The organism is Bacillus sp. PS196 (assembly GCF_037963555.1).
Taxonomy (GTDB): domain Bacteria; phylum Bacillota; class Bacilli; order Bacillales; family Bacillaceae; genus Bacillus; species Bacillus subtilis.
The window spans coordinates 3,623,906-3,647,201 of the sequence record NZ_CP150159.1 but is presented as its reverse complement, the minus strand read 5'-3'; the positions used below and the strand labels follow the sequence as shown (position 1 = coordinate 3,647,201).

General features: G+C 41.8%; 27 protein-coding genes and 1 pseudogene. 16 read left to right on the top strand and 12 right to left on the bottom strand.

Going from position 1 to position 23,296, the window contains the following annotated elements; translation table 11 throughout:
* Window positions 1-82: 82 nt before the first annotated feature.
* From NST79_RS18890 to NST79_RS18860, 7 genes and pseudogenes are all read left to right on the top strand, one after another.
* Complete coding sequence (locus tag NST79_RS18890; RefSeq protein ID WP_212060303.1) at window positions 83-868, top strand: YwqG family protein; 786 nt, start codon at window positions 83-85, stop codon at window positions 866-868.
* 75 nt (window positions 869-943) lie between these two features.
* Window positions 944-1,027, top strand: a pseudogene (locus tag NST79_RS18885) (hypothetical protein); the annotation flags it as partial.
* Window positions 1,028-1,243: 216 nt separating this feature from the next.
* Entirely contained in the window at window positions 1,244-1,666 is a 423-nt protein-coding gene (locus NST79_RS18880) for a DUF5082 family protein (RefSeq protein ID WP_017696586.1), read from the top strand.
* Between the two features lie 8 nt (window positions 1,667-1,674).
* Window positions 1,675-1,935 (top strand): YwqI/YxiC family protein, encoded by a 261-nt coding sequence (locus NST79_RS18875; protein WP_003221757.1) that lies wholly within the window; start codon window positions 1,675-1,677, stop codon window positions 1,933-1,935.
* A gap of 18 nt (window positions 1,936-1,953) precedes the next feature.
* Window positions 1,954-3,819, top strand: a complete 1,866-nt coding sequence (locus tag NST79_RS18870) for a T7SS effector LXG polymorphic toxin (protein WP_212060305.1) — start codon at window positions 1,954-1,956, stop codon at window positions 3,817-3,819.
* 12 nt (window positions 3,820-3,831) lie between these two features.
* Window positions 3,832-4,185, top strand: coding sequence for a hypothetical protein (locus NST79_RS18865; protein ID WP_014481129.1), 354 nt, complete (start codon window positions 3,832-3,834; stop codon window positions 4,183-4,185).
* Window positions 4,186-4,305: 120 nt separating this feature from the next.
* Window positions 4,306-5,019, top strand: a complete 714-nt coding sequence (locus tag NST79_RS18860; protein ID WP_015251060.1) for an endonuclease V — start codon at window positions 4,306-4,308, stop codon at window positions 5,017-5,019.
* 86 nt (window positions 5,020-5,105) lie between these two features.
* On the opposite strand, the gene NST79_RS18855 is transcribed toward NST79_RS18860, so the two are convergent.
* Window positions 5,106-5,987 carry a LysR family transcriptional regulator gene (locus NST79_RS18855; protein ID WP_029726024.1) on the bottom strand — a complete coding sequence of 294 codons (882 nt, stop codon included), beginning with the start codon at window positions 5,985-5,987 and terminating at the stop codon, window positions 5,106-5,108.
* Between the two features lie 122 nt (window positions 5,988-6,109).
* Between NST79_RS18855 and NST79_RS18850 the strand changes: the two genes are divergently transcribed.
* Window positions 6,110-6,655 carry a flavodoxin family protein gene (locus tag NST79_RS18850; protein ID WP_032722656.1) on the top strand — a complete coding sequence of 182 codons (546 nt, stop codon included), beginning with the start codon at window positions 6,110-6,112 and terminating at the stop codon, window positions 6,653-6,655.
* Window positions 6,652-6,873 carry a hypothetical protein gene (locus tag NST79_RS18845; RefSeq protein WP_032722655.1) on the top strand — a complete coding sequence of 74 codons (222 nt, stop codon included), beginning with the start codon at window positions 6,652-6,654 and terminating at the stop codon, window positions 6,871-6,873. Before NST79_RS18850 ends, NST79_RS18845 begins: the two co-directional genes overlap by 4 nt.
* A gap of 26 nt (window positions 6,874-6,899) precedes the next feature.
* On the opposite strand, the gene chrA is transcribed toward NST79_RS18845, so the two are convergent.
* The 3 genes from chrA to chrS are packed head-to-tail and all read right to left on the bottom strand — an operon-like array spanning window position 6,900 to window position 8,516.
* Entirely contained in the window at window positions 6,900-7,436 is a 537-nt protein-coding gene (gene chrA / locus NST79_RS18840) for a chromate resistance efflux protein ChrA (RefSeq protein ID WP_014665634.1), read from the bottom strand.
* On the bottom strand, window positions 7,433-8,026 hold the full coding sequence (gene chrB, locus NST79_RS18835) for a chromate efflux transporter subunit ChrB (RefSeq protein WP_015251064.1): 594 nt from the start codon (window positions 8,024-8,026) through the stop codon (window positions 7,433-7,435). The genes chrA and chrB overlap by 4 nt, the downstream gene beginning before the upstream one ends.
* Window positions 8,027-8,039: 13 nt before the next feature.
* Window positions 8,040-8,516, bottom strand: coding sequence for a chromate efflux transcriptional regulator ChrS (gene chrS / locus NST79_RS18830; RefSeq protein WP_014478181.1), 477 nt, complete (start codon window positions 8,514-8,516; stop codon window positions 8,040-8,042).
* Between the two features lie 213 nt (window positions 8,517-8,729).
* Here chrS and ggt point away from each other — a divergent pair, with 213 nt between their 5' ends.
* Window positions 8,730-10,307 (top strand): gamma-glutamyltransferase, encoded by a 1,578-nt coding sequence (ggt, locus tag NST79_RS18825; RefSeq protein ID WP_212060628.1) that lies wholly within the window; start codon window positions 8,730-8,732, stop codon window positions 10,305-10,307.
* Between the two features lie 4 nt (window positions 10,308-10,311).
* Here ggt and NST79_RS18820 read toward each other — a convergent pair whose 3' ends face one another.
* The 3 genes from NST79_RS18820 to cotG form a co-directional block, all read right to left on the bottom strand.
* Entirely contained in the window at window positions 10,312-10,647 is a 336-nt protein-coding gene (locus NST79_RS18820) for a DUF4181 domain-containing protein (RefSeq protein WP_128738312.1), read from the bottom strand.
* 177 nt (window positions 10,648-10,824) lie between these two features.
* Window positions 10,825-11,442: a flavin reductase family protein gene (locus tag NST79_RS18815; protein WP_212060629.1), complete on the bottom strand. Its 618-nt coding sequence runs from the start codon at window positions 11,440-11,442 to the stop codon at window positions 10,825-10,827.
* 173 nt (window positions 11,443-11,615) lie between these two features.
* Window positions 11,616-12,203, bottom strand: coding sequence for a spore coat protein CotG (cotG, locus tag NST79_RS18810; protein WP_010886627.1), 588 nt, complete (start codon window positions 12,201-12,203; stop codon window positions 11,616-11,618).
* Window positions 12,204-12,343: 140 nt separating this feature from the next.
* Between cotG and cotH the strand changes: the two genes are divergently transcribed.
* The 3 genes from cotH (at window position 12,344) to NST79_RS18795 (ending at window position 15,439) form a co-directional block, all read left to right on the top strand.
* On the top strand, window positions 12,344-13,432 hold the full coding sequence (cotH, locus tag NST79_RS18805) for a spore coat protein CotH (protein WP_015251067.1): 1,089 nt from the start codon (window positions 12,344-12,346) through the stop codon (window positions 13,430-13,432).
* A 127-nt stretch (window positions 13,433-13,559) separates the two neighbouring features.
* Complete coding sequence (gene cotB, locus NST79_RS18800; protein WP_212060630.1) at window positions 13,560-14,702, top strand: spore coat protein CotB; 1,143 nt, start codon at window positions 13,560-13,562, stop codon at window positions 14,700-14,702.
* A gap of 59 nt (window positions 14,703-14,761) precedes the next feature.
* The gene (locus NST79_RS18795) at window positions 14,762-15,439 is read left to right on the top strand and encodes a DUF2642 domain-containing protein (protein WP_042975554.1); all 678 of its coding nucleotides are present in this window, start codon (window positions 14,762-14,764) and stop codon (window positions 15,437-15,439) included.
* Between the two features lie 56 nt (window positions 15,440-15,495).
* Here NST79_RS18795 and NST79_RS18790 read toward each other — a convergent pair whose 3' ends face one another.
* Entirely contained in the window at window positions 15,496-16,824 is a 1,329-nt protein-coding gene (locus NST79_RS18790; protein WP_074794331.1) for an arsenic transporter, read from the bottom strand.
* Window positions 16,825-17,034: 210 nt separating this feature from the next.
* Entirely contained in the window at window positions 17,035-17,943 is a 909-nt protein-coding gene (gene alsR / locus NST79_RS18785; protein WP_003227859.1) for an acetoin biosynthesis transcriptional regulator AlsR, read from the bottom strand.
* Window positions 17,944-18,100: 157 nt separating this feature from the next.
* On the opposite strand from alsR, the gene alsS reads away from it, so the two are divergent.
* The 3 genes from alsS (at window position 18,101) to NST79_RS18770 (ending at window position 21,269) form a co-directional block, all read left to right on the top strand.
* Window positions 18,101-19,813: an acetolactate synthase AlsS gene (gene alsS, locus NST79_RS18780; RefSeq protein WP_014478171.1), complete on the top strand. Its 1,713-nt coding sequence runs from the start codon at window positions 18,101-18,103 to the stop codon at window positions 19,811-19,813.
* Between the two features lie 61 nt (window positions 19,814-19,874).
* Window positions 19,875-20,642, top strand: coding sequence for an acetolactate decarboxylase (budA, locus tag NST79_RS18775; RefSeq protein ID WP_003244457.1), 768 nt, complete (start codon window positions 19,875-19,877; stop codon window positions 20,640-20,642).
* A 99-nt stretch (window positions 20,643-20,741) separates the two neighbouring features.
* Window positions 20,742-21,269 carry an NAD(P)H-dependent oxidoreductase gene (locus tag NST79_RS18770; RefSeq protein WP_167408488.1) on the top strand — a complete coding sequence of 176 codons (528 nt, stop codon included), beginning with the start codon at window positions 20,742-20,744 and terminating at the stop codon, window positions 21,267-21,269.
* A gap of 39 nt (window positions 21,270-21,308) precedes the next feature.
* Here the strand turns inward: NST79_RS18770 and NST79_RS18765 are convergent, their stop codons facing one another.
* From NST79_RS18765 to rbsB, 3 genes are all read right to left on the bottom strand, one after another.
* Entirely contained in the window at window positions 21,309-21,605 is a 297-nt protein-coding gene (locus tag NST79_RS18765) for a DUF3892 domain-containing protein (RefSeq protein ID WP_003243460.1), read from the bottom strand.
* 155 nt (window positions 21,606-21,760) lie between these two features.
* Window positions 21,761-22,297: an SH3 domain-containing protein gene (locus NST79_RS18760; protein ID WP_017696599.1), complete on the bottom strand. Its 537-nt coding sequence runs from the start codon at window positions 22,295-22,297 to the stop codon at window positions 21,761-21,763.
* 81 nt (window positions 22,298-22,378) lie between these two features.
* On the bottom strand, window positions 22,379-23,296 hold the full coding sequence (gene rbsB / locus NST79_RS18755) for a ribose ABC transporter substrate-binding protein RbsB (protein ID WP_032727000.1): 918 nt from the start codon (window positions 23,294-23,296) through the stop codon (window positions 22,379-22,381).

The following is a 23,296-nucleotide window of genomic DNA, read 5'->3' as shown; positions in this document are numbered from 1 at the left end:
AACAATCGTTTGAAAAACATTAGAAGAAACGAAGAAAACCAGAAAATAAAACCTTGGAGATGCCGGAAAAGGAGAGAATCTGATGAATCATCTGCCCGAAAAAATGAGACCGTACCGCGACTTGCTGGAGAAATCAGCGAAAGAATACGTGAAACTGAATGTGAGAAAAGGGAAAACAGGACGATATGACAGCAAAATTGCCGGTGATCCCTATTTCCCCAAGCATGAAACATACCCGACTGATGAAAATGGACAGCCGATGAAGCTTCTGGCACAGATTAATTTCTCACACATTCCCCAGCTTGACGGCTACCCTTCTTCAGGTATCCTGCAGTTCTACATTTCTGTTCATGATGACGTCTATGGATTGAATTTTGACGATCGATGTGAACAAAAGAATTTCAGAGTGATCTATTTTGAAAATATCGTAGAAAACGAAGACGAGCTTGTTTCTGATTTTTCATTTATCGGCACAGGCGAATGTGATTTTCCAATTTTATCAGAAGCGGCAGTCGAGCCTGTGAAATCTTCGGAATGGGTGCTGCCTACAGATTTTCAATTTGAGCAGTATACGGGCATGGAAACAATGGAGTTCTTTGGTCAGTTCGGCGAGGATGAAGGAGACATTTATAATGAACTGGCTGAAAACGGATTTGGCCATAAAATCGGCGGATACGCTTCTTTTACCCAGCATGATCCACGGGAATACGCATATAAAGAACACACCATCATGCTTTTACAAATTGATTCAGACGATGATATCGATTCAATGTGGGGAGACGTCGGCATCGCCAATTTTTTCATCACACCTGACGATCTAAGGAAAAAAGACTTTTCAAACGTTCTGTACAACTGGGACTGCAGCTAATACAAGCTTTTGATCCAAAGGGTCAGAAGCGGGGAATAATAGAAGCCAAAGACAAAATCAGACGTGATCGACCTGATGAACAATAAGCTCAGCACGGTAAGAGGCAGGCCAACAACATCTGCCTCTTTCAAGTGCCTTTATAACTATGACTTTAGGTGATTTCATTTTAAAAAACGTTTTCATTAGCTGTATAACGAACAAAAACAAGATCAAATACCTACATTTCAAGAGCGCTATATGCCTAAATTAAGCCATTTACCCTATTTAAGCCGCCTTCTGGCTATTTTAAAATATAATATATGGAAATAAAGTATGGAAAAGTCTATCTTCATCAGCCCCTCCATACGACTTTTTGAGTATTAAGAGGTGATTCAGATGGGTTATGAAAGTATGCTGGCGGATATCAAAAGTTCGCTCAACGGAAAAATTTCCGACGTGGAAGACAAGATCGAAAAGCTGAAAAAAGCAAAAAAGGACATAGACACGCTGCAAGAAGAGGCAATCACTGAAATCAAAGAAATTGTGAAACCTGAATTGGGCAAGCACTGGACGGGAACAAAAGCCGATGATTTCGACAAGGGAAGAGAAGAAGCGAAATCGGAAGCATCTAAGATTGTGAATGATAAATATAACGAGTATATGGCTTCGATTCAGATGGAGATTATTCAGTTGGAATCTATGAAATTTCTCTATGACAAAGAATTAAAGCTAGCGAATTTTGCTGGTCATACTCTTGCTAAGGGTGAAGAATTCTTGGAGGATGCTGTTAATCAAATTAAATCTATTAAATTGTGGTGATCTTTTTTATGTCAGAAATTAAATTGAAATACGATACTGTAATCAAAACATTAGATTCTGTCAAAGATGCGCTTGCTGACGTATCAATCGGCGCCGCGGGGTCCAATGGAAAAAACAGCCTCGATTATACGAAAAAATATCATGAGCGTGAGGAGAACATCAAAACCATGCTCGGAGATTACAAAAAAGCGGTACAGAAAAATATCGAGGATACAAAGGATAACGTAGATTCACTCAAAGAGCAGGACGAGGCGATAGCGGTAAAATAGAACAGAAAGGGCAGTGCGATGAGTAAAGTATTTGAATCAAAATCTTTAATCGAAGAAGCGAAGAGCAGAAAAAAGCAATATGAGACGCTTGAAGAGCAGCTGAATACGCTGAAAAAAGCGTTTCAGGGAGTTGCAGATTTAGGCGACAATTTTAAAGGAAAAGGCGCGGACAATATTAAAGATTTTTTTCAGGGGCAGGCGGAAATCGTAGACAGCTGGCTGACGCTTGTCTCTGCTCAAATTGCGTTTTTAAACGGCATTTCAGGAGATATTAAAGATCAAGAACTCAATGATTCATATGTGGAAACTTCATTTTTGGATCATGAGCTGCCCAATGGAGACCTGAAAGCCTCAGAGATAGTCTCCGCTCATAAAGAAGAAATCGATTCTATTTTGTCAGGCATCAGCGATATTATTGATCTCGACATGTACACGCTTGACGAGTATGCAGATAAGATGGGCGATGCCCAAAAAGTCAGACGTGACACGATCACAGCTGTCGATAAGCTTGATGAATCCCTGACCACTGAATATCAAAATTTAGAATCTCTGGACAACGCAGTGCTCACCAAATATTCTGTTCTCATGCAGGCCACCAGCAATGGGAAGAGCGCATCCCCTATGTACTATGACAAAAAAGCCTTCCACAGCAATGAAGTTTACAAAAGCGTGATTGAAGTAGAAAATCAAGGAACAACCTATATCGATGCAAAATCCCAGCAAGCAGAAGCAAGACGTCTCCAGGAAAAAGCCGAGGAAGAAGCAAACAAACCATGGTACGAAAAAACATGGGATGGAGTTTGCAACTTTACTGGAGAAGTCACTGGCTATTATGATTATAAAAGAGCAACTGAAGGCGTTGATCCGGTTACCGGAGAAAAACTCTCCACCGCAGAACGTGTGACAGCAGGAGCTATGGCCGCAGCCGGATTTATACCAGTCGTCGGCTGGGCAGGCCGCGCCTTCAAAGGCGGAAAAGCCATCTACAAAACCGGAAAAGCTGCTATCGCGGCTGAACACGCTTTAGATGCCTACAAAACAGGCAAATCCTTAGACATTCTCAAAATGACAGAAATGGGCGCATACGGCCTTGTTGCGTCAAACGGATTCTCAGAAGCCGTCACGGGACGGGATATGTTTGGAAACAAAGTGTCTGAGGAGAAGCGGAAGCAGGGGGCGCTGGAAGCTGTGCTGAGTTTGGTTGGAGCCGGTGCACTGGCGAAACATATTGATAAAGGCATCCCGCTTGCAACCCATTCAAAAGTCCAAAAAGCAAACAAAACACTAGAGAAAGTAAAACAATTCAAAGTCCCAACAAACGTCCGCGTGTACGCAGAACGCCCAGTAACTCCGGAGGGCTTCACATTCGGAATCCCGACAGTACGTGTAGATGTGGAAAAGACGGCTGTTAAGGATCTTGGGATTGTGAAGATGGTTAGTGATGGCGGTCGTAAGGGAAGCTCTCATAGTCCTAACATTTCTAAAAATCACGATAAAGTAGCGCACGATGGATATTATGGTCGTAAAGAATTTAGAACGATGCTTAATAATGCTTCGTTTACTCCGCATGGCCATAAACATGTTAAGGCTAAAACACCTGAAGAAGCAAAACGTTTTAGTATGACAGGTAAAAAAGCTGCTCAGTACTTACCAGATGTGAATAACAAAGCTTTAGAAAAAGAGGCACTTCTAAAAGGTCATATTATTGATAATGGAAATAACAACTATTATTTCATTTATGATGCAGGAAAAACAGTCGGTTATGATCTAGGTACACCAACAAGCTGGATTAGAGCGGAGTTTTCTGGTGGTGAATATCATGGTCATCCGATTGCTGGAAGTCGATTAGATAAGTATTTAAAACAACTTGGTATTGATAAGTAATAGGAGGCTTTTATGAGAAAGATAAAAAAAATGCCAGAAATAAGTTTACAACCCTTAAGGATTCCAAAAGGATGGACCATAAATCAAAACAGTTTTAGAGAAATTGATCCGAAAAACCTAGCACCAGACGATGAAAAATGGTTGTTTTTTTCACAAGATTTAATGCAATTAACATACTCTCGTAAAAATTACTTACTTGATTTAGGTTGGTATCCAGATGCGGATGCTAATGGATTTTATCAACTAGTTATGATGCAAAATGAGGATTGGGATCAACCCATATATGAATTTCAGACAAATAGCCATATTGAAATAGTTAAAAATATAGAATTTATATTAAACAAAGTTACGAATAATGAAATGTAGTTAAACATTTAATTAGAACTATTAATAAAGTTTGCAGAACCTGGAGTTGTAAGTTTTCAAAGTAAAAATGAATACAAAGAAAAACAGACACTAGTTAACAGGAGGTAGGATTGATTTTAGATGCATGTTAAACAAATACATTCTTTCAACCTAAACAGAGAAGAATTTGTAAAAACACAACAATCCCTTATCCATAAAATCAACCTATCCACCTCCATCAACCTAGACTCCATCAACACCTGCGCAGGCGTCGATCTCGCCTATTGGGAGCAGAACGGAGAACCATACGGAGTGTGCAGTATTATCGTGATTGACGCTGATACAAAAGAAGTCATTGAAAAAGTGCACAGCATGGGGAGAATCAGCGTGCCGTATGTTTCCGGTTTTCTTGCGTTTCGCGAGCTGCCTTTGATCATCGAGGCGGCGAAAAAGCTGGAGACGGAGCCGGATGTCTTCTTGTTTGATGGCAACGGATATCTGCATTACAATCATATGGGCGTTGCCACCCATGCGGCTTTTTTTCTGGGCAAGCCGACGATTGGGATTGCGAAAACCTATCTCAAAATCAAAGGCTATGATTTCGTGATGCCTGAAAATGAAGTCGGTGCATACACCGATATTCTCATTGACGGCGAGGTATATGGCCGGGCGCTGCGAACGCGGGGGGACGTGAAGCCTATTTTCTTGTCTTGCGGTAATTATATTGATTTAGACAGCAGCTATCAGATCACGATGAGCTTGATCAATCAAGAAAGCAGGCTGCCGATCCCTGTCCGCCTGGCTGACCTTGAGACGCATGTTTTGCGAACGTTTTATCAGAAAAATCACATGTAACACTTGGGGCTCTAAGTCATCAAGTGTTTTTTTGTATGTGTGTGCTTTCCTGGTCTCAAAAACCTTGTCGTCCTTGTGGAGAGGTTTTATTTGAATGTTTTCCGTGTCAAATCGATAAAAGCCTTTAATGGCGCAGACATCCATTTGTCCTTATGCCATGCTAATTGAGTGAAAACGGGGCAATCGCTCTGCCAATTGAGTTCTTTCATCCGGCCTGCTGCAATATCATCTTTTACTGTCATTTCAGGCAAGATTCCAATCCCAAGTCCGGCCATCACGCATTGTTTGATGGCTTCTATGCTGACGAATTCCAATTTGTTAGGATAGACACCGGAGTCATGCAAATTGTTCTCAAAGAGCGTGCGGTACGAGCAGCCGTCCTCTGTCAGCAGAAGAGTTTCGTTTTGAAGATCCTTCAATGTTATTGGTAAATCCGCAGGAAAAGGGTGGTCATTAGCAGCCACCATTTTGATCTCATCCTGAATCAAAGATTCAACGTGCAGTGCGTCTTCCATCCGGTTCACATCCAAGATGAAGGTGATATCAAGCTGGCCCTGTAAGAGCTGTTCTTTCGCTTGTTCATTGGAGATATATGGTTTGAATATGAGCTTTACTTGGGGAAAAGCCTGTTTAAATTCTTTTATGATAGGGGGCAGGCGGTATGTGCACTGGCTTTCTGTCGCCCCGATTTTTAAGGTTCCGGTTGTTTCTCTTACTTGATTTGTGGCCATTTTCGCTTCTTCTGTTAACGCAATGATCTTCTGTGCATAAGATTTGAACGTTTTTCCTGCTTCTGTCAAGATAAGCCGCTTGCCGAGCCGTTCAAATAAAGGCGTCCCAATTTCTTCTTCAAGTGATTTGATCTGAGAGGTAACGCTTGATTGTGCATAATTAAGCATTTTGGCGGTTAGGGTGAAGTTTACATGTTCTGCCGCCGTAATAAAGGTGATCAGCTGCTTCAATTCCACTTGTTCTCTTCCTTTCTAAATCGGTTTTAGCGATTGGATTAATCGAAATAATCATCTGTCTTGATTGATGAATCCATTATAAGATGAAGAAAATCATTCGTAAACAAAGGAGCAGATGCATCATGAAAATTGCGGTTATTAACGGCGGAACTCGGTCTGGCGGAAATACGGATGTTCTTGCGGAGAAGGCTGTTCAAGGATTCGATGCGGAGCACATTTATTTGCAGAAATATCGAATTCAGCCAATTGAAGATCTGCGTCACGCCCAAGGCGGCTTTCGTCCTGTTCAAGATGACTACGATTCTATCATTGAACGGATATTGCAGTGCCATATTCTTGTATTCGCCACCCCAATTTATTGGTTTGGCATGTCAGGGACATTAAAGCTGTTTATTGATCGCTGGTCACAGACGTTGAGAGATCCGAGATTTCCTGATTTTAAACAGCAAATGTCAGTGAAACAGGCATATGTAATAGCAGTGGGCGGAGACAATCCAAAAATAAAAGGGCTGCCGCTGATTCAGCAATTCGAACATATTTTTCATTTTATGGGAATGTCCTTTAAAGGCTATGTGCTGGGAGAAGGCAATCGTCCAGGCGATATTCTTCGTGATCATCAGGCGCTGTCCGCTGCGGGCCGCTTACTGAAAAGAAGCGATGCGATATGAAGTTTTTGCTGTCGGTCATTGCTGGCTTGCTGATTCTTGCACTCTATTTATTTTGGAAGGTCCAGCCTCCTGTTTGGATACAAGTTGAAACCAATTCGTCCGAGTTGAAGCAATCTGTGAGAATGGCAGGAACCACGCTGCAAGTCAAGCACATCATCAAGAGTGACGCAGGAGAAGAAACAGCTGTCATATCAAACGGCATTTCTGGGCCAAAATAAAAAAGCACCTGTCCAGGTGCTTTTTTCTATAAATGAGGGATCACAAGGCCCCCATATAAAAACGCCGCGATAATCAAAAATGCCGGATGCATTTTGAATTTTGTCATGGCAAGGAGCGAAATTCCCGCAATCACGATCGATTGGATCCAGCCGATCGCTTTGATGCCGTCTGCGCCGATTTGCCAGGTAAGAATGAGCATCATGACCGCGATGACAGGCTGGACGGACAGCGTCATGCCTTTGATGACAGGTGATTGGCGGAAGCGCTGGATGATGCGCAGCAGGACGATCAATGCGAGCGCCGACGGTACGACGGTTGCGATCAGGGCAATTAGGAAGCCGGGCCACCCGCCTGCGCTGTAGCCGACATACGCAGCGATTTTCGTGGCGATCGGGCCCGGCAATGCGTTCGCAAGTGCGAGCATATTTGAGAATTGATCGTTTGAGAGCCAGCTGTATCTGTTTACGACTTCTTCAAACATTAGCGGGATAGACGCAGGTCCGCCGCCATATCCCAGTAGGTTTGCGATAAAAAACGCCATAAATAAATAGATCGATATCATGAGGCTGACATTCCTTTATCTTTTGAATGTTTATTTGTGATTTTGTCTTTCAGTTTAAAATGAAACGCCCCGTACGCTAAGAAAATGATAATGACAAGGCCGGGATTAATCTGTAAAGTTTGCAGGCCGATAAAAGCGATGATAAAAAACAGGATGCCGGTGACCCAGCCGAAACCTTTAAGCGCTTTTTGGCCAAACTCGTACGCCATGATTCCGAGCATGACCGCAATTACCGGCGTGACGGCACCAATCATACCTGCAACAATTGCTGAATGGCTTAACACATTTACAGCCGCAAACAAGCCCACCATCGCAAGACATGTAGGCAGAATGTGGGCGAGAGTCGCCACAACTGCACCTAATGTGCCTTTTAGCTTAAAGCCCAGATAAGCAGCCATTTTGGTGGCAATCGGTCCGGGAAGCGCATTAGCGATTGCTAATATTTCTCCGAATTCATCATCGTCAATCCATTTATATTTATTGACCGCTTCATGGCGGATCAGCGGAATCACGGAAGGCCCGCCGCCGAACCCTAATATGCCGGTGCGAACCATTGCGGCCGTCATATCCCGATAAGGATGGTTTTTCATTCGTTTCTCTCCTTTACAGCTTCATTCCCATACGGCTTTTGTATCGTTTGATCAGCATCTGGCAATCAACACTGACGACGCCTCGCAATGGATACAGCCGTTTTGTTAAGAATTCTTCCATTTCTTGATCGTTGGCAAAGATCCCATGCATATGCAGCTTGCTTGGGCCTGTCATGTGATAAAGGCTGGTGACCGCAGGCTCTTCCTCAAGCTTAAGAGCGACCTCTTCTAAAAATTGCGGTTCTACCTCGACATTGAAAAACACGGAAACATGAATGCCGATTTTAGCGGGATTGATGACAGCGGTGAATTTTTCAATAACACCAGCTTCAATTAATTGGTTGATACGGGCCTGCACGGCGACCCGTGACAAATCGACTCTTTTGCCAAGATCCGTATAAGAAATTCTGCCTTCTTCATGCAAAATCGTGAGAATTTGTTTATCAGTCTCATCAAGTACAAGGTTGGGGATTTGATATTCATGACTCAATTGCTCCACCTGCTTTCGTAGCCTTTTAGCAATCATTTTATCATAAAAGTTACGTATCGAAATAATAATTTTCCATTTGTTTTCGAAATGAACGAAAAAATATCTTATTATTTGCGAAAAGAAGAAATTTCGTCAGTTTTTCTGCCGGATCAGTAGAAGTGAAAAATCAGGCTCCCTATACTGAAGAAAATTTCTTAAAAAAGGGGACTTGTGATGAACAAATCTGTCATCGGTACAAAGCAAATGGTCGTCAGTCCGCATTACCTCGCTTCTCAAGCCGGAAACCGCATACTGGATAAGGGAGGCAACGCGTTTGACGCCGCTGTTGCGGTGAGTGCTTGTCTTGCGGTTGTGTACCCGCATATGACCGGACTTGGCGGGGATTCCTTTTGGCTGACCTTTCACCAGGAAACAAAGGCAGTAAAAGTCTACAATGGCAGCGGCCGTTCAGGAAAAAACGTAACGAGAGATGTATATAAGGGAAAAAGCGCGATTCCGCTGCGGGGAATTGACAGTGCCATTACCGTGCCGGGAATGGTTGATAGCTGGGATGCGGTCCTGAAGGAGTACGGGCGTCTGTCTCTTGCAGATGTATTGGAGCCCGCACGCGATTATGCCCAAAATGGGTTTCCTGTATCAGCTGATCAGTGTCGTCACACAGAAAAGAATATTGAACTGCTGGCTTCCACGCCTTACACGGCTGACATCTTCACGAGAAGGGGCAAAGCACCTGTCCCGGGAGAGCGGTTTGTGCAAAAAGAGCTTGCAGACAGTCTGAACTTGATTGCTGAAAAAGGAAGAAGCGCATTTTATGAAGGAGATCTCGCTCAGCGGATTGTCTCACATTTACAGAATAACGGCAGTTACATGACAATCGATGATTTTAAAGCGCATCGGGGTGAGTGGGCAGCGCCTGTATCAAGTGATTATCGAGGATACAGTGTGTATCAGGCGCCGCCGAATTCTCAGGGATTTACCGGTTTATTAACACTGAACATTTTGGAAAACTATGATTTCACCCAAATCGAGCACGGTTCATTTGAGTATTATCATGTGCTTGTGGAGGCGCTGAAAAAGAGTTTTGTAGATCGGAATGCCTTTTTGACTGACCCTGCGTTTGCTGACATTCCGCTTGAAAGGCTTTTGGATAAAAATTATGCGAAACGATTGGCGGGAGAAATCGGCTATCTGGCAGAACCGGCAGAAAGCAGGCCGGTGGGAAGTGATACGGCATATGCGGCCGTAATCGATGCGGATGGCAACGCAGTGTCATTCATTCAAAGCCTGTACTTTGAATTTGGCTCGGCAGTCACTGCCGGTGATACAGGCATATTACTGCAAAACCGCGGATCATTTTTCTCACTGGATGAAAATCATGTCAACACGCTTGAACCGAGAAAGCGCACCTTCCATACGTTGATGCCGGCTATGGTCTGTAAAGGCGGAAAGCCAAAAATTCTGTACGGCACACAAGGCGGCGAAGGCCAGCCGCAGACTCAGACGGCCATCATTACCCGAATGCTGGACTACGGAATGCATCCAAAGCAGGCAATCAGCGAACCGCGCTGGGTATGGGGCAGAACGTGGGGAGAGGAATACGAAGGTCTCAGAGTCGAGGGCAGATTCACAGACGAAACAATCCAAAAACTGAAAGACAGCGGGCATCTCGTGGAGGTTGTCGGTGACTATGATCCGCTGATGGGACACGCGGCTGCAATCAAAGTTGATGAAGAAGGCTTTCTCCAAGGCGGAGCCGATCCTCGGGGAGACGGAGCGGCTGTGGGGATTTAAATAACTATAGGGTACAAATATAAATCAAAAGCACAAACATAAGGGAGACCTCTACAATGTGGTACATATACTGTTTATCTTCAGGTCTATAATGCCACTCCATAAAAATTCGTATTGAGTCAATCACAATAAAAAATAAAAGAAGCAAATATTCAACTGGAAAAAAGGAGAGTGAAAACACAAACAAAATAAGTAAAGTGATTTCGATCCATTTGTGTGTATTGCTGACATGCTTATATCGCCAGCCGGATTTATCAATACCGTATTTTTTCTTTATAAAAAATTGAGAGGCGAGACTGATGGTAATAGCGATCAGCATTAAAATCCAAAAGTTTGTCATTCCAATTCCTCCTAATCTACCTTTATACGAAGAAAAAGGAAAAACGTTTCATAAAAGAACACCCCGAGCTTGCTCTGGGTGTTCTTTTTTTTGATATTTTTTCAGTTATTTACAGGCGATATTTTGTAATCATAAGGTCTTTTTGACTAGTTTCTTCTATTTAAATAGTCCTTCTCTTCAGCTGGGACGAATCAGTGTGAATTCTTCCCCCAGCTTGGCATAGTGATTTCCCGCCAATCGTGAGGCAGGCTTTAATTCATCCGTTAAAATATATCCCTTTTCTGCATCATACACCTTTTCATCTAGGTGGAAGCAGACAACTCTTCCGATGAGCAGATCTGCTGTAGTGATGCCTTGATCATTGTCAAAGGTAATATGCCGCTCTAATTTGCACTCAAAGCGAACGCGGGCTTCCTTAATGCCGGGAACTGAAACAGCTTTGCTTTCAACAGGATGAAGCGAGGTGCGTGTAAGCTCGCTTTCATCCGGCCTTAAGCTTGCAGCTGTTTCATTGATATTTTCAATGATGGCTTCATCACTGACATGAACGACAAATTCTCCGTTCTCCACTGCGTTTCGTGCTGTATCTTTTTGGCGTCCTTCCGTCCTGTTAACAGAAATACTGAGAAGCGGAGGATCTGAGCTGACGACGTTATAAAAACTGAAAGGCGCGGCATTGACCGCTCCTCCTGAAGAAAGTGTTGTCACAAATGCAATGGGGCGGGGAATAACGGTACCTGACAATAGCTTGTATGTGTCTTTGGCACTAAGCTGATCAGCTTGAAATATGTACATAGCAACAACCGCCTTTATCGTTAGGATACCTTGATTATAACGAAATGGTTTAAAGGAAACCAAATGATGCGGGTTGCATATGTTATGTCATGACATATATCTAATACAGGGCAAATAAAAAAATAGGCTTCCGTACCTCCGCCGGCAGCCTATTGAAACAATGAAAACTTAGATTATTTGTATTTCTTTTTGACTACCCAGCAATTGCCGTCTTTCCAGTATTCTTTTTTGCTGTCATAATCATCGTGTCTTTTGTAGTCGTCGCAGTGGTGGTGCGGTTTTTTGTAGTATTTCTTATGGGAACGATAAGATTTTTTGTGTGTGCGGCATGACTTCTTATAGCTGCGAGATTTTTTCTTGTGAGAACAGTAAGACTTTTTGTAGCTGCGAGATTTTTTGTAAGAACGGCAAGATTTTTTATAGCTACGAGATTTTTTGTAAGAACGGTAAGATTTTTTATAGCTGCGAGATTTTTTGTGAGAACGGTACGATTTTTTGTGGCTGCGAGATTTCTTGTGAGAGCAGTATGATTTTTTGTGGCTGCGAGATTTTTTGTGAGAACAGAATGATTTTTTGTGACTGCGAGATTTTTTGTGAGAGCAGTATGATTTTTTATGGCTGCGAGATTTTTTGTGAGTGCGATGCGACTTTTTATGACTGCGTTTTTTTCCATGAGGCTCTTGGTATAAATAATCCTTTAAACCTTCTTTTTTTGCGGATTTCACCGCTTCTTCGATGTCAGAATGGGAATAGTGGCCCAATTTGAAATCCTCCTTTTAAAAATATGTTAAGGATGAAGATCCTTACTACCCTCATAGTACGCGCGGTTTTAAAAAGTGTATAAGTGTTCCGCTGAGATCTTATAAAAATAAAAGCCTAAAATTTGTAAGGAGGATTATGGATGAAGAATCAATCCAATTTACCGCTTTATCAGCTGTTTGTTCATCCAAAAGACTTGCGTGAATTAAAAAAGGATATATGGGACGATGATCCGGTGCCAGCTGTGATGAAGGTAAATCAAAAAAGGCTGGATATTGATATCGCTTATCGGGGATCACATATCAGAGACTTCAAAAAGAAGTCATACCATATTTCCTTTTATCAGCCGAAAACATTCCGCGGCGCGCGAGAGATTCACTTAAATGCGGAGTATAAAGACCCTTCCTTGATGAGAAACAAATTGTCTCTGGATTTTTTCTCGGAGCTAGGGACACTGTCTCCAAAGGCAGAGTTTGTGTTTGTAAAGATGAATGGGAAGAATGAAGGGGTTTATCTTGAACTTGAATCCGTAGATGAATATTATTTGGCGAAAAGGAAGCTGGCTGATGGCGCGATTTTTTATGCGGTGGATGATGATGCCAACTTTTCTCTGATGAGCGATTTAGAAAGGGAAACGAAAACATCGCTGGAGCTTGGATATGAAAAGAAAACAGGGACTGAGGAAGATGATTTTTATTTACAGGATATGATTTTTAAAATTAATACGGTCCCTAAAGCTCAGTTTAAGTCAGAAGTGACAAAACACGTGGATGTCGATAAGTATTTGCGCTGGCTTGCTGGTATTGTATTCACCTCGAACTATGACGGGTTTGTCCACAACTACGCATTATACAGAAGCGGGGAAACCGGATTATTTGAGGTGATTCCTTGGGATTATGATGCGACTTGGGGCAGGGATATCCATGGAGAGCGGATGGCTGCCGATTATGTAAGAATTCAAGGATTTAATACACTAACCGCCCGGATATTGGATGAATCCGAGTTTCGCAAGTCCTACAAGCGCCTGTTAGAAAAAACGCTCCAATCTCTTTTTACAATAGAATATATGGAACCGAAAATCATGGCGATGTATGAACGGATTAGGCCGTTTGTCCTCATGGACCCGTATAAAAAGAATGATATTGAGCGTTTTGACCGTGAGCCGGATGTGATCTGCGAGTATATTAAAAACCGTTCACAATACCTCAAAGATCATTTAAGTATTTTATGAATGCGTGAAAATGGGTATTCGCGGAAAAAGCGACAATTAGGCTATTGAATTAGTTCAACAAATAAATGTGACACGTATATATGCAGTATGTTTATCATCTATGTATAAGTGACTAGGAGGAATTTGAATGAGCAAGAGGAGAATGAAATATCATTCAAATAATGAAATATCGTATTATAACTTTTTGCACTCAATGAAAGATAAAATTGTTACTGTATATCGTGGAGGTCCGGAATCTAAAAAAGGAAAATTAACAGCTGTAAAATCAGATTATATAGCTTTACAAGCTGAAAAAAAAATAATTTATTATCAGTTGGAGCATGTGAAAAGTATTACTGAGGATACCAATAATAGCACCACAACAATTGAGACTGAGGAAATGCTCGATGCTGATGATTTTCATAGCTTAATCGGACATTTAATAAACCAATCAGTTCAATTTAACCAAGGGGGTCCGGAATCTAAAAAAGGAAGATTGGTCTGGCTGGGAGATGATTACGCTGCGTTAAACACAAATGAGGATGGGGTAGTGTATTTTAATATCCATCACATCAAAAGTATAAGTAAACACGAGCCTGATTTGAAAATAGAAGAGCAGACGCCAGTTGGAGTTTTGGAAGCTGATGATTTAAGCGAGGTTTTTAAGAGTCTGACTCATAAATGGGTTTCAATTAATCGTGGAGGTCCGGAAGCCATTGAGGGTATCCTTGTAGATAATGCCGACGGCCATTATACTATAGTGAAAAATCAAGAGGTGCTTCGCATCTATCCTTTTCACATAAAAAGCATCAGCTTAGGTCCAAAAGGGTCGTACAAAAAAGAGGATCAAAAAAATGAACAAAACCAGGAAGACAATAATGATAAGGACAGCAATTCGTTCATTTCTTCAAAATCATATAGCTCATCAAAATCATCTAAACGATCACTAAAATCTTCAGATTATCAATCATCCAAATCTGGTCGTTCGTCACGTTCAAAAAGTTCTTCAAAATCATCTAAACGATCACTAAAATCTTCGGATTATCAATCATCCAAATCTGGCCGTTCGTCACGTTCAAAAAGTTCTTCAAAATCATCTAAACGATCATTAAAATCTTCAGATTATCAATCATCAAAATCATCTAAACGATCACCAAGATCATCAGATTATCAATCATCAAGATCACCAGGTTATTCAAGTTCCTTCAAAAGTTCAGAAAAACAAAAGGATGATTATAGCTATGAAACGATTGTCAGAACGATAGACTATCACTGGAAACGTAAATTTTAATAGATAATGGAGGAGCATCAGATTAAGTGATGCCCTTTTTCAGTTAAAGGAGGAGAATCGTGAAAGGTTTGAATCAATTCCTTAACACAGATGTTGAGGTTGTCATTTCAGGAGATACAAGGTTTGTCGGCACCCTCATAGATACCGGACAGGATATTTTTGTTATTTTTGATGGCTGCAATTATCTTTATATTCCCTTGTTGCATCTTCATCAAATAAACAAGGCGAAAATAATGACCAGTACTGAGAAGCCATTTTTGATCAATCCGGAAGATCCATCCATAGAGGCAGAAACTCAAGCTTTTTCATATAGAAATACATTAAACAAGGTCAAAGGCCAGTTTATTGAAGTTTATGTAACTGGGGGTCGATCGATCCATGGGTATGTTACAAATGTTTTAAACGATTATATTGTATTTTTCTCACCCGTATTTAAAATACTTTTTATATCTATGCATCATTTAAAATGGTTTACCCCTTATTCAACTGAACAAACACCGTATACTCTTGACAACTCACAATTGCCGGTCGTGCCTTCCAAAGTTCCTCTTGTGCGTAATTTTGAGGAGCAGATCAAAAAAAATATTGGTGAATTGGTCATATTTGATATGGGAGAGGTGCCAGAAAAAGTTGGTCTATTAAAGGATGTCTCTAATAATATAATTGAGCTTATTAACGCAAGTGGAGAGCCAGTCATTTGGAAGTTAAATCATCTAAAGACAATGCATCTTCCCTAGTGTATACAAAACTGCCCTCTTGAATAGCAGAAGGCAGTTTTTCGTTTCATACTGTGCTAAAGAAATAACCAACTGATCCAAAAATATAAACATGTTAACGTAAAAAGAACAGTCAGCGGAATGATGATAATGGTCGTTTTTATATATTCGCCCCATGAAATACTTTCATCATGCTGTTTTAATATATGCATCCAAATAAGCGTTGCTAAGGTTCCCATAGGTAATAATAATGAACCGATATCACTGCCGATAATATTGGCCAAGTAGATGATTTTTGTTGCTGAAGGATTCAGGGTCATTTCAGTTAAGGTAAAAGTACTGATCATTAACGCTGGATGGTTGTTAAAGAGATTAGAAAAAACTGAAGTAGAGATACCTGATGCGAAAGTTGCATGGGCGAGGCTTCCAGAAACCACAGGTTCAAAATAATTCACAAGTAACTCTGTGAATCCAATATTATGCAGACCATAAATTAAGACATACATAGTAAAAGCGAATATAAAAATGTGCCAAGGCGATTTATATAACAAGTCTCTTGGGGAGGTTTTGAAATAAATCCATCTCCAGCTCAACAGGATAAAAGATCCGATGACAGCGACTAGAGGAACAGAAATACCGGTATATGATGCTGCAAATAGACTCATTCTGACGAGAAAAACAAATGCAAGCACAAACAACATGATTTTTGTTTGATTTCGTTCTGGTAAAGGAGCTGATGGCGAATGAAGAGGATGGTACCTTCTATGCCGCAGAGACTGAAAATGGCCCGGTATATCTGGCAGGCTTTTGGGAAGACGTTTATAAAAGAACATAAACAGTAGACAAGTCATAAAAATGAGTCCCATCATACTAGGGACAAACATCATGGCGGTGTGAAGATATAGATCCATTCCAATGATTTTGAGAGAAATTAAATTAACAATATTACTTACGCCAATCGGTGCGCTAGAGGCTGTGGCTATTAAAACACCGCTTAATAAATATGGGGCTTTTTGATGTTTTTTTAAACCTAAATATTTTAGTACAAGCAAAAGGATTGGAGTTGTGATCAAAATGCTCCCATCATTATTCAGGAAAATGGTCATGAGAAAGCAGAGCAAATTGGTTAGCCAAAAAAGCTTGATGCCTGAACCCTTGGATTGTTGGAGCAGTTTTGCAGCCACCCAATAAAAGAAACCAAAGCTTTCTAGTGCAATGGCCATAATCATAGTGGCAAGGATTGTAACCGATGCACCCGTGACTTTTGTTCCGATTTCCCCTAAGTCTGCCAATGACACACTTCCGCACAATAAAACCATTAAAGCGCCAAATGTGGCGGGGATAGCTTCATTTAGTCCTTTTGGTCTCCAGAAAATAAAAATCATTGTTACGAAAAAAGCGAGCAATGTGAATATGCCGGTGAACTCAATAATTTACTTCACCTCTCTATCTTTCATTTTTAAAATCAAACTAATGTCCTGCGCTTACTGATGTCCTTGCCAACTATTTGTACTGTATGTATACGTATACTGATATAAAGTTGTACTAAGCGATTATATTAAATTAATAAAAATTCCATAAGAATCCCAAAAGAAAAAAGAGATTGCAAGTATTGTTCATGTACCTGCATCACTCTCTTTAGTTCTTGTCTGCTGACAATTTGAAATATGAATAAAATGCTTTATAAGCGGATTATGATTGTCTTTGCGGTAAGCGATAACCCATTCTGCATTAAGCTGTATTTGGTCCATTTTTCGATAAGTAACATCCAAATTAAATAATTTTTTGGCTGAGGAAGGAACAAATGTCATACCAATTCCGGCACTGACTAAACCAATCACCATTTGATATTCTGTGGCTTCCTGGACAATGTTGGGTCTGAAGCCCGCTTGTTCACAGAACTGAATAAAATCCATGTATAGAGTAGGCCATGCTTCTTTAGCAACAGTAATAATTGGTTCATCTCTTAAATCCTCAATCGTAATTGATTCCTTAGAAGTCAATGGGTGTTGCTTAGGCAAAGCTAAAACACAAGGGCTGCTTTGGGCGGTTTCGATATGTAAAGCTGTATGCTGTAAGGGAGGATGAAGTATACCAATATCAATGTTGCCCTTTAGTAGCTCCTCCTGCTGCCTAGACGAGGATATTTCACGCAGTTCTATTTTCACAGATGGGAATTTTTTACGATATTCCCGGACAATCGGCGGCAGAAATTCATATGTAGCTGATCCGACAAAACCGATTACGAGAAGGCCTTGCTCGCCGCGGGCCGTCCGCTGTGCCAGTTCAATTCCTTGTCCGATTTGCATCAATGCCATGCGGCAATGATTTAAAAAGATTTCTCCTGCTGCGGTAAGCTCGACAAATCGTTTTGTCCTTTTCAGAAGCGTAACTCCGACTTCTTCCTCCAGCTGTTTGATCTGCTGGCTGAGAGGAGGCTGCGTCATGTTCAGCCGCCGGGCAGCCTTTCCGAAATGAAGCTCTTCGGCTACTGCGATAAAGTATTGAAGATGGCGAAGCTCCATTCAATATGCATTCCTTTCCATAGGTTAATAATTCGTATTACATATTAATCATAAGGCGAATCGATATTGGAGGTCAATTTCCAAAGAGTGTATAGTGAAACTTATCACAAGATATTTAAAATTTTACGTTTAAAATGCATAATAAGGAGTGAGGGTGTTGACAAAAGCAACAAAAGAACAAAAATCCCTTGTGAAAAACAGAGGGGCGGAGCTTGTTGTTGATTGCTTAGTGGAGCAAGGTGTCACACATGTATTTGGCATTCCAGGTGCAAAAATTGATGCGGTATTTGACGCTTTACAAGATAAAGGACCTGAAATTATCGTTGCCCGGCACGAACAAAACGCAGCATTCATGGCCCAAGCAGTCGGCCGTTTAACTGGAAAACCGGGAGTCGTGTTAGTCACATCAGGACCGGGTGCCTCTAACTTGGCAACAGGCCTGCTGACAGCGAACACTGAAGGAGACCCTGTCGTTGCGCTTGCTGGAAACGTGATCCGTGCAGATCGTTTAAAACGGACACATCAATCTTTGGATAATGCGGCGCTATTCCAGCCGATTACAAAATACAGTGTAGAAGTTCAAGATGTAAAAAATATACCGGAAGCTGTTACAAATGCATTTAGGATAGCGTCAGCAGGGCAGGCTGGGGCCGCTTTTGTGAGCTTTCCGCAAGATGTTGTGAATGAAGTCACAAATACGAAAAACGTGCGTGCTGTTGCAGCGCCAAAACTCGGTCCTGCAGCAGATGATGCAATCAGTGCGGCCATAGCAAAAATCCAAACAGCAAAACTTCCTGTCGTTTTGGTCGGCATGAAAGGCGGAAGACCGGAAGCAATTAAAGCGGTTCGCAAGCTTTTGAAAAAGGTTCAGCTTCCATTTGTTGAAACATATCAAGCTGCCGGTACCCTTTCTAGAGATTTAGAGGATCAGTATTTTGGCCGTATCGGTTTGTTCCGCAACCAGCCTGGCGATTTACTGCTAGAGCAGGCAGATGTTGTTCTGACGATCGGCTATGACCCGATTGAATATGATCCGAAATTCTGGAATGTCAATGGAGACCGGACAATTATCCATTTAGACGAGATTATCGCTGACATTGATCATGCTTACCAGCCTGATCTTGAATTGATCGGTGACATTCCGTCCACGATCAATCATATCGAACACGATGCTGTGAAAGTAGAATTTGCAGAGCGTGAGCAGAAAATCCTTTCTGATTTAAAACAATATATGCATGAAGGTGAGCAGGTGCCTGCAGATTGGAAATCAGACAGAGCGCACCCTCTTGAAATCGTTAAAGAGTTGCGTAATGCAGTCGATGATCATGTTACAGTAACTTGCGATATCGGTTCGCACGCCATTTGGATGTCACGTTATTTCCGCAGCTACGAGCCGTTAACATTAATGATCAGTAACGGTATGCAAACACTCGGCGTTGCGCTTCCTTGGGCAATCGGCGCTTCATTGGTGAAACCGGGAGAAAAAGTGGTTTCTGTCTCTGGTGACGGCGGTTTCTTATTCTCAGCAATGGAATTAGAGACAGCAGTTCGACTAAAAGCACCAATTGTACACATTGTATGGAACGACAGCACATATGACATGGTTGCATTCCAGCAATTGAAAAAATATAACCGTACATCTGCGGTCGATTTCGGAAATATCGATATCGTGAAATATGCGGAAAGCTTCGGAGCAACTGGCTTGCGCGTAGAATCACCAGACCAGCTGGCAGATGTTCTGCGTCAAGGCATGAACGCTGAAGGTCCTGTCATCATCGATGTCCCGGTTGACTACAGTGATAACATTAATTTAGCAAGTGACAAGCTTCCGAAAGAATTCGGGGAACTCATGAAAACGAAAGCTCTCTAGCACTCTGCGCATCACGACACTGTTTTATGAACAGCACTAAATAAAAGGAGTGAAGGGAAATATGAAACGAGAAAGCAACATTCAAGTGCTCAGCCGTGGTCAAAAAGATCAGCCTGTGAGCCAGATTTATCAAGTATCAACAATGACTTCTCTATTAGACGGAGTATATGACGGAGATTTTGAACTGTCAGAGATTCCGAAATATGGAGACTTCGGTATCGGAACCTTTAACAAGCTTGACGGAGAGCTGATTGGGTTTGACGGCGAATTTTACCGTCTTCGCTCAGACGGAACCGCGACACCGGTCCAAAATGGAGACCGTTCACCGTTCTGTTCATTTACGTTCTTTACACCGGACATGACGCACAAAATTGATGCGAAAATGACACGCGAAGACTTTGAAAAAGAGATCAACAGCATGCTGCCAAGCAGAAACTTATTTTATGCAATTCGCATTGACGGATTGTTTAAAAAGGTGCAGACAAGAACAGTAGAACTTCAAGAAAAACCTTACGTGCCAATGGTTGAAGCGGTCAAAACACAGCCGATTTTCAACTTCGACAACGTGAGAGGAACAATCGTAGGTTTCTTGACACCAGCTTACGCAAACGGAATCGCCGTTTCAGGCTATCACCTGCACTTCATTGACGAAGGACGCAATTCAGGCGGACACGTTTTTGACTATGTGCTTGAGGATTGCACGGTTACGATTTCTCAAAAAATGAACATGAATCTCAGACTTCCGAACACAGCGGATTTCTTTAATGCGAATCTGGATAACCCTGATTTTGCGAAAGATATCGAAACAACTGAAGGAAGTCCTGAATAAAAGAAAAAAAGAAAGCCCCTTTTAGCAGGGCTTTCTTTTTATTTGGCTCTTTTCCTGATTTTAGATAAAATAACATCAAAACAGTAAAGGTGTGGTCTGATGAAAATATTGGTTTTGGCAGTTCATCCACATATGGAGACCTCAGTTGTCAATAAGACGTGGGCTGAAGAATTGAGCAAACATGACAATATCACAGTACGGGATCTTTATAAGGAATACCCGAATGAAGCGATAGATGTTGCGAAGGAACAGCAGCTGTGCGAGGAATACGATCGGATTGTCTTTCAATTCCCGCTATATTGGTACAGCTCTCCGTCGCTCTTGAAAAAATGGCAGGATCTTGTGCTGACTTACGGCTGGGCTTTTGGTTCAGAAGGAAATGCCTTGCATGGCAAGGAGCTGATGCTGGCTGTATCAACAGGGAGCGAAGCGGAAAAATATCAAGCGGGCGGAGCAAATCATTACTCGATCAGTGAGCTATTGAAACCATTTCAGGCCACGAGTAATCTGATCGGCATGAAGTATCTGCCTCCATATGTGTTCTATGGCGTGAATTATGCAGCTGCAGAGGATATTTCTCACAGTGCAAAACGGTTAGCCGAATACATCCAGCAGCCTTTTGTTTAAAATACAGCCCTGTCCAACATACGGCAGGGCTGTATTTGTTTAAAAATCCGGCAGCTCAGACAGGTTATTTTCCTTGATGCCGTCCGGTTCACTTCGCAAAATGTCACGCCCGTATTTATGGAAGACATCAACATGAGCGAGTTTTCCTGATTTTGCTTCTGACAGCGCAGTAGGGTAGTCGAGCTCTCTTCCTGTATTGGTTTTCACTGCGATAATATTGTCTTCCTCATTTCTTCTAACCGCAATAATTTCTTCTTTTCCAGATGGAACATTTTCTTGATCGGCAGTTGTTTGCCGGGCTTTATACGATTCATATGCTGCTTCAAATTGATCCATATTTACACCTCCGCTTTTTAGCGTGAACAAAAATGTCGATGATCATGTAAGGTTTCGACACAGCATACGACAATATTTCCTGAGAAATATCTTGGGAATGTGACAAATCAATTCATAATAAAAGGGGTTCCGCATAAATGCGGAATCCCTCTCAGTTATTTTGTCATGTGTAAATCCTTTGTTTTCATATAACCTGTCGCACCGCCGTAATCAACGAATACCCAATCAAAATCAAAACCGCCTTTATTCGTTTTACTCCAGCCTAAAAAAGAAACGCTTGTGTCTGCTGGAAGAGTCTTAATGCTCTTTCCATCAGCGGATGTATATACTTTTGTTTTTGTTTTGGTTTTTACCGTTGTCGCTGCTTTTACAATGTAATGAGTGGAGACAAATCCTATTTTTCCGTTTTTATACTGAACCTTTGCCCAGTCAGCATTTGAGAAGGAAATCAGCTTTAGGCTATCTCCTAAGTGCAGCGTATCGGCTTTTTGGCTTGATGCGGAAGCCTTCGTTCTGACATTTAGAGCCTCTGCTGATACCAAATAAGAATCAATCGGATAACTGTATAAATCATCAATGCTTACCGTTGTTTCTGGCTGTTGAGCATGGATCGTGCCAGCGCCGCCAGCAGCCGCCGCAGTCATTCCAGCCGCAAGTGCTAATGTTGAAAATAGTTTTGTTGGTTTGTTCATGCCGTTCCTCTCCTCACGTAAGAGAAATAATTCATTCTATATCTCTATTCACGTTATCGCAGGTTCCTAAACATCAGACAATTATTTTTGTGTTTCTAGTTTGAGAGGCGCGGATATTGTTTTTTGCACTTTTTTCCCGTGCAAAATATCATCTGCTGCTTCTGTAGCCAATTTACCGATTAATTCAGGCTGCTGAGCGACGGTGGCTGACAGCTTTCCGTTTTTAATGGAAGCGAGCGCATCTTTATTGCCGTCAAAACCGATCACCAATATGTCTTTCCCCGAGCTGTTAATTGCCTCGAGAGCACCGAGCGCCATTTCATCGTTGTGAGCAAAAACAGCTTGGATATCAGGATGTCCCTGCAGCAGGTTTTCCATGACAGTCAGGCCTTTCGTGCGGTCAAAGTCAGCTGATTGTTTTGTGACAACTTGGAGTTTTTGGTCTGCGATGTTATGGAATCCTGAGCCGCGTTCCCGTGTGGCAGATGCGCCGGGGACGCCTTCAAGCTCTGCCACCTTTGCTCCTTTTCCAAGTTTGTCGGCAATAAACGCCGCGGCCATTTCACCACCTTTTACATTATCGGAAGCAACGAGGGTTTCAACTTTTCCTTGTTCGGCAGATCGATCGATTGTTACGACGGGCACACCGACTGCGTTTGCAGATTCTACTGCCGTTGAGATCGCCGAAGAATCAGTCGGGTTGATTAATAATGCATCAACACCTTGCTGAATTAAATCTTCCACGTCACTCGTCTGTTTCGATGAATCATTTTGTGCATCAACAATGATGACTTTCATTCCCCGTTTTTTAGCTTCTTTTTCGATACCCTTTTTTAATGAGACAAAAAAAGGATTATTAAGTGTTGAGACGGACAAGCCAATGGTGAATTCCTTTTTGTTCCCCGAGTTTGACGGCTTTGCCCATTGGGGAGGCTCAAGCGAACAGGCGGTTAACAAAAATAATGATAACGTTAAAATGACGGATACAGCCTTTTTCAT

What these genes read in the sequence shown, in the direction of transcription:
- NST79_RS18890 (WP_212060303.1), top strand. Translation starts at nt 83, where the DNA reads ATGAATCATCTGCCCGAAAAAATGAGACCGTACCGCGACTTGCTGGAG.
- NST79_RS18880 (WP_017696586.1), top strand. Translation starts at nt 1,244, where the DNA reads ATGGGTTATGAAAGTATGCTGGCGGATATCAAAAGTTCGCTCAACGGA.
- NST79_RS18875 (WP_003221757.1), top strand. Translation starts at nt 1,675, where the DNA reads ATGTCAGAAATTAAATTGAAATACGATACTGTAATCAAAACATTAGAT.
- NST79_RS18870 (WP_212060305.1), top strand. Translation starts at nt 1,954, where the DNA reads ATGAGTAAAGTATTTGAATCAAAATCTTTAATCGAAGAAGCGAAGAGC.
- NST79_RS18865 (WP_014481129.1), top strand. Translation starts at nt 3,832, where the DNA reads ATGAGAAAGATAAAAAAAATGCCAGAAATAAGTTTACAACCCTTAAGG.
- NST79_RS18860 (WP_015251060.1), top strand. Translation starts at nt 4,306, where the DNA reads ATGCATGTTAAACAAATACATTCTTTCAACCTAAACAGAGAAGAATTT.
- NST79_RS18850 (WP_032722656.1), top strand. Translation starts at nt 6,110, where the DNA reads ATGAAAATTGCGGTTATTAACGGCGGAACTCGGTCTGGCGGAAATACG.
- NST79_RS18845 (WP_032722655.1), top strand. Translation starts at nt 6,652, where the DNA reads ATGAAGTTTTTGCTGTCGGTCATTGCTGGCTTGCTGATTCTTGCACTC.
- chrA (WP_014665634.1), bottom strand. Translation starts at nt 7,436, where the DNA reads ATGATATCGATCTATTTATTTATGGCGTTTTTTATCGCAAACCTACTG.
- chrB (WP_015251064.1), bottom strand. Translation starts at nt 8,026, where the DNA reads ATGAAAAACCATCCTTATCGGGATATGACGGCCGCAATGGTTCGCACC.
- ggt (WP_212060628.1), top strand. Translation starts at nt 8,730, where the DNA reads ATGAACAAATCTGTCATCGGTACAAAGCAAATGGTCGTCAGTCCGCAT.
- NST79_RS18820 (WP_128738312.1), bottom strand. Translation starts at nt 10,647, where the DNA reads ATGACAAACTTTTGGATTTTAATGCTGATCGCTATTACCATCAGTCTC.
- NST79_RS18815 (WP_212060629.1), bottom strand. Translation starts at nt 11,442, where the DNA reads ATGTACATATTTCAAGCTGATCAGCTTAGTGCCAAAGACACATACAAG.
- cotH (WP_015251067.1), top strand. Translation starts at nt 12,344, where the DNA reads ATGAAGAATCAATCCAATTTACCGCTTTATCAGCTGTTTGTTCATCCA.
- cotB (WP_212060630.1), top strand. Translation starts at nt 13,560, where the DNA reads ATGAGCAAGAGGAGAATGAAATATCATTCAAATAATGAAATATCGTAT.
- alsR (WP_003227859.1), bottom strand. Translation starts at nt 17,943, where the DNA reads ATGGAGCTTCGCCATCTTCAATACTTTATCGCAGTAGCCGAAGAGCTT.
- budA (WP_003244457.1), top strand. Translation starts at nt 19,875, where the DNA reads ATGAAACGAGAAAGCAACATTCAAGTGCTCAGCCGTGGTCAAAAAGAT.
- NST79_RS18770 (WP_167408488.1), top strand. Translation starts at nt 20,742, where the DNA reads ATGAAAATATTGGTTTTGGCAGTTCATCCACATATGGAGACCTCAGTT.
- NST79_RS18765 (WP_003243460.1), bottom strand. Translation starts at nt 21,605, where the DNA reads ATGGATCAATTTGAAGCAGCATATGAATCGTATAAAGCCCGGCAAACA.
- NST79_RS18760 (WP_017696599.1), bottom strand. Translation starts at nt 22,297, where the DNA reads ATGAACAAACCAACAAAACTATTTTCAACATTAGCACTTGCGGCTGGA.
- rbsB (WP_032727000.1), bottom strand. Translation starts at nt 23,296, where the DNA reads ATGAAAAAGGCTGTATCCGTCATTTTAACGTTATCATTATTTTTGTTA.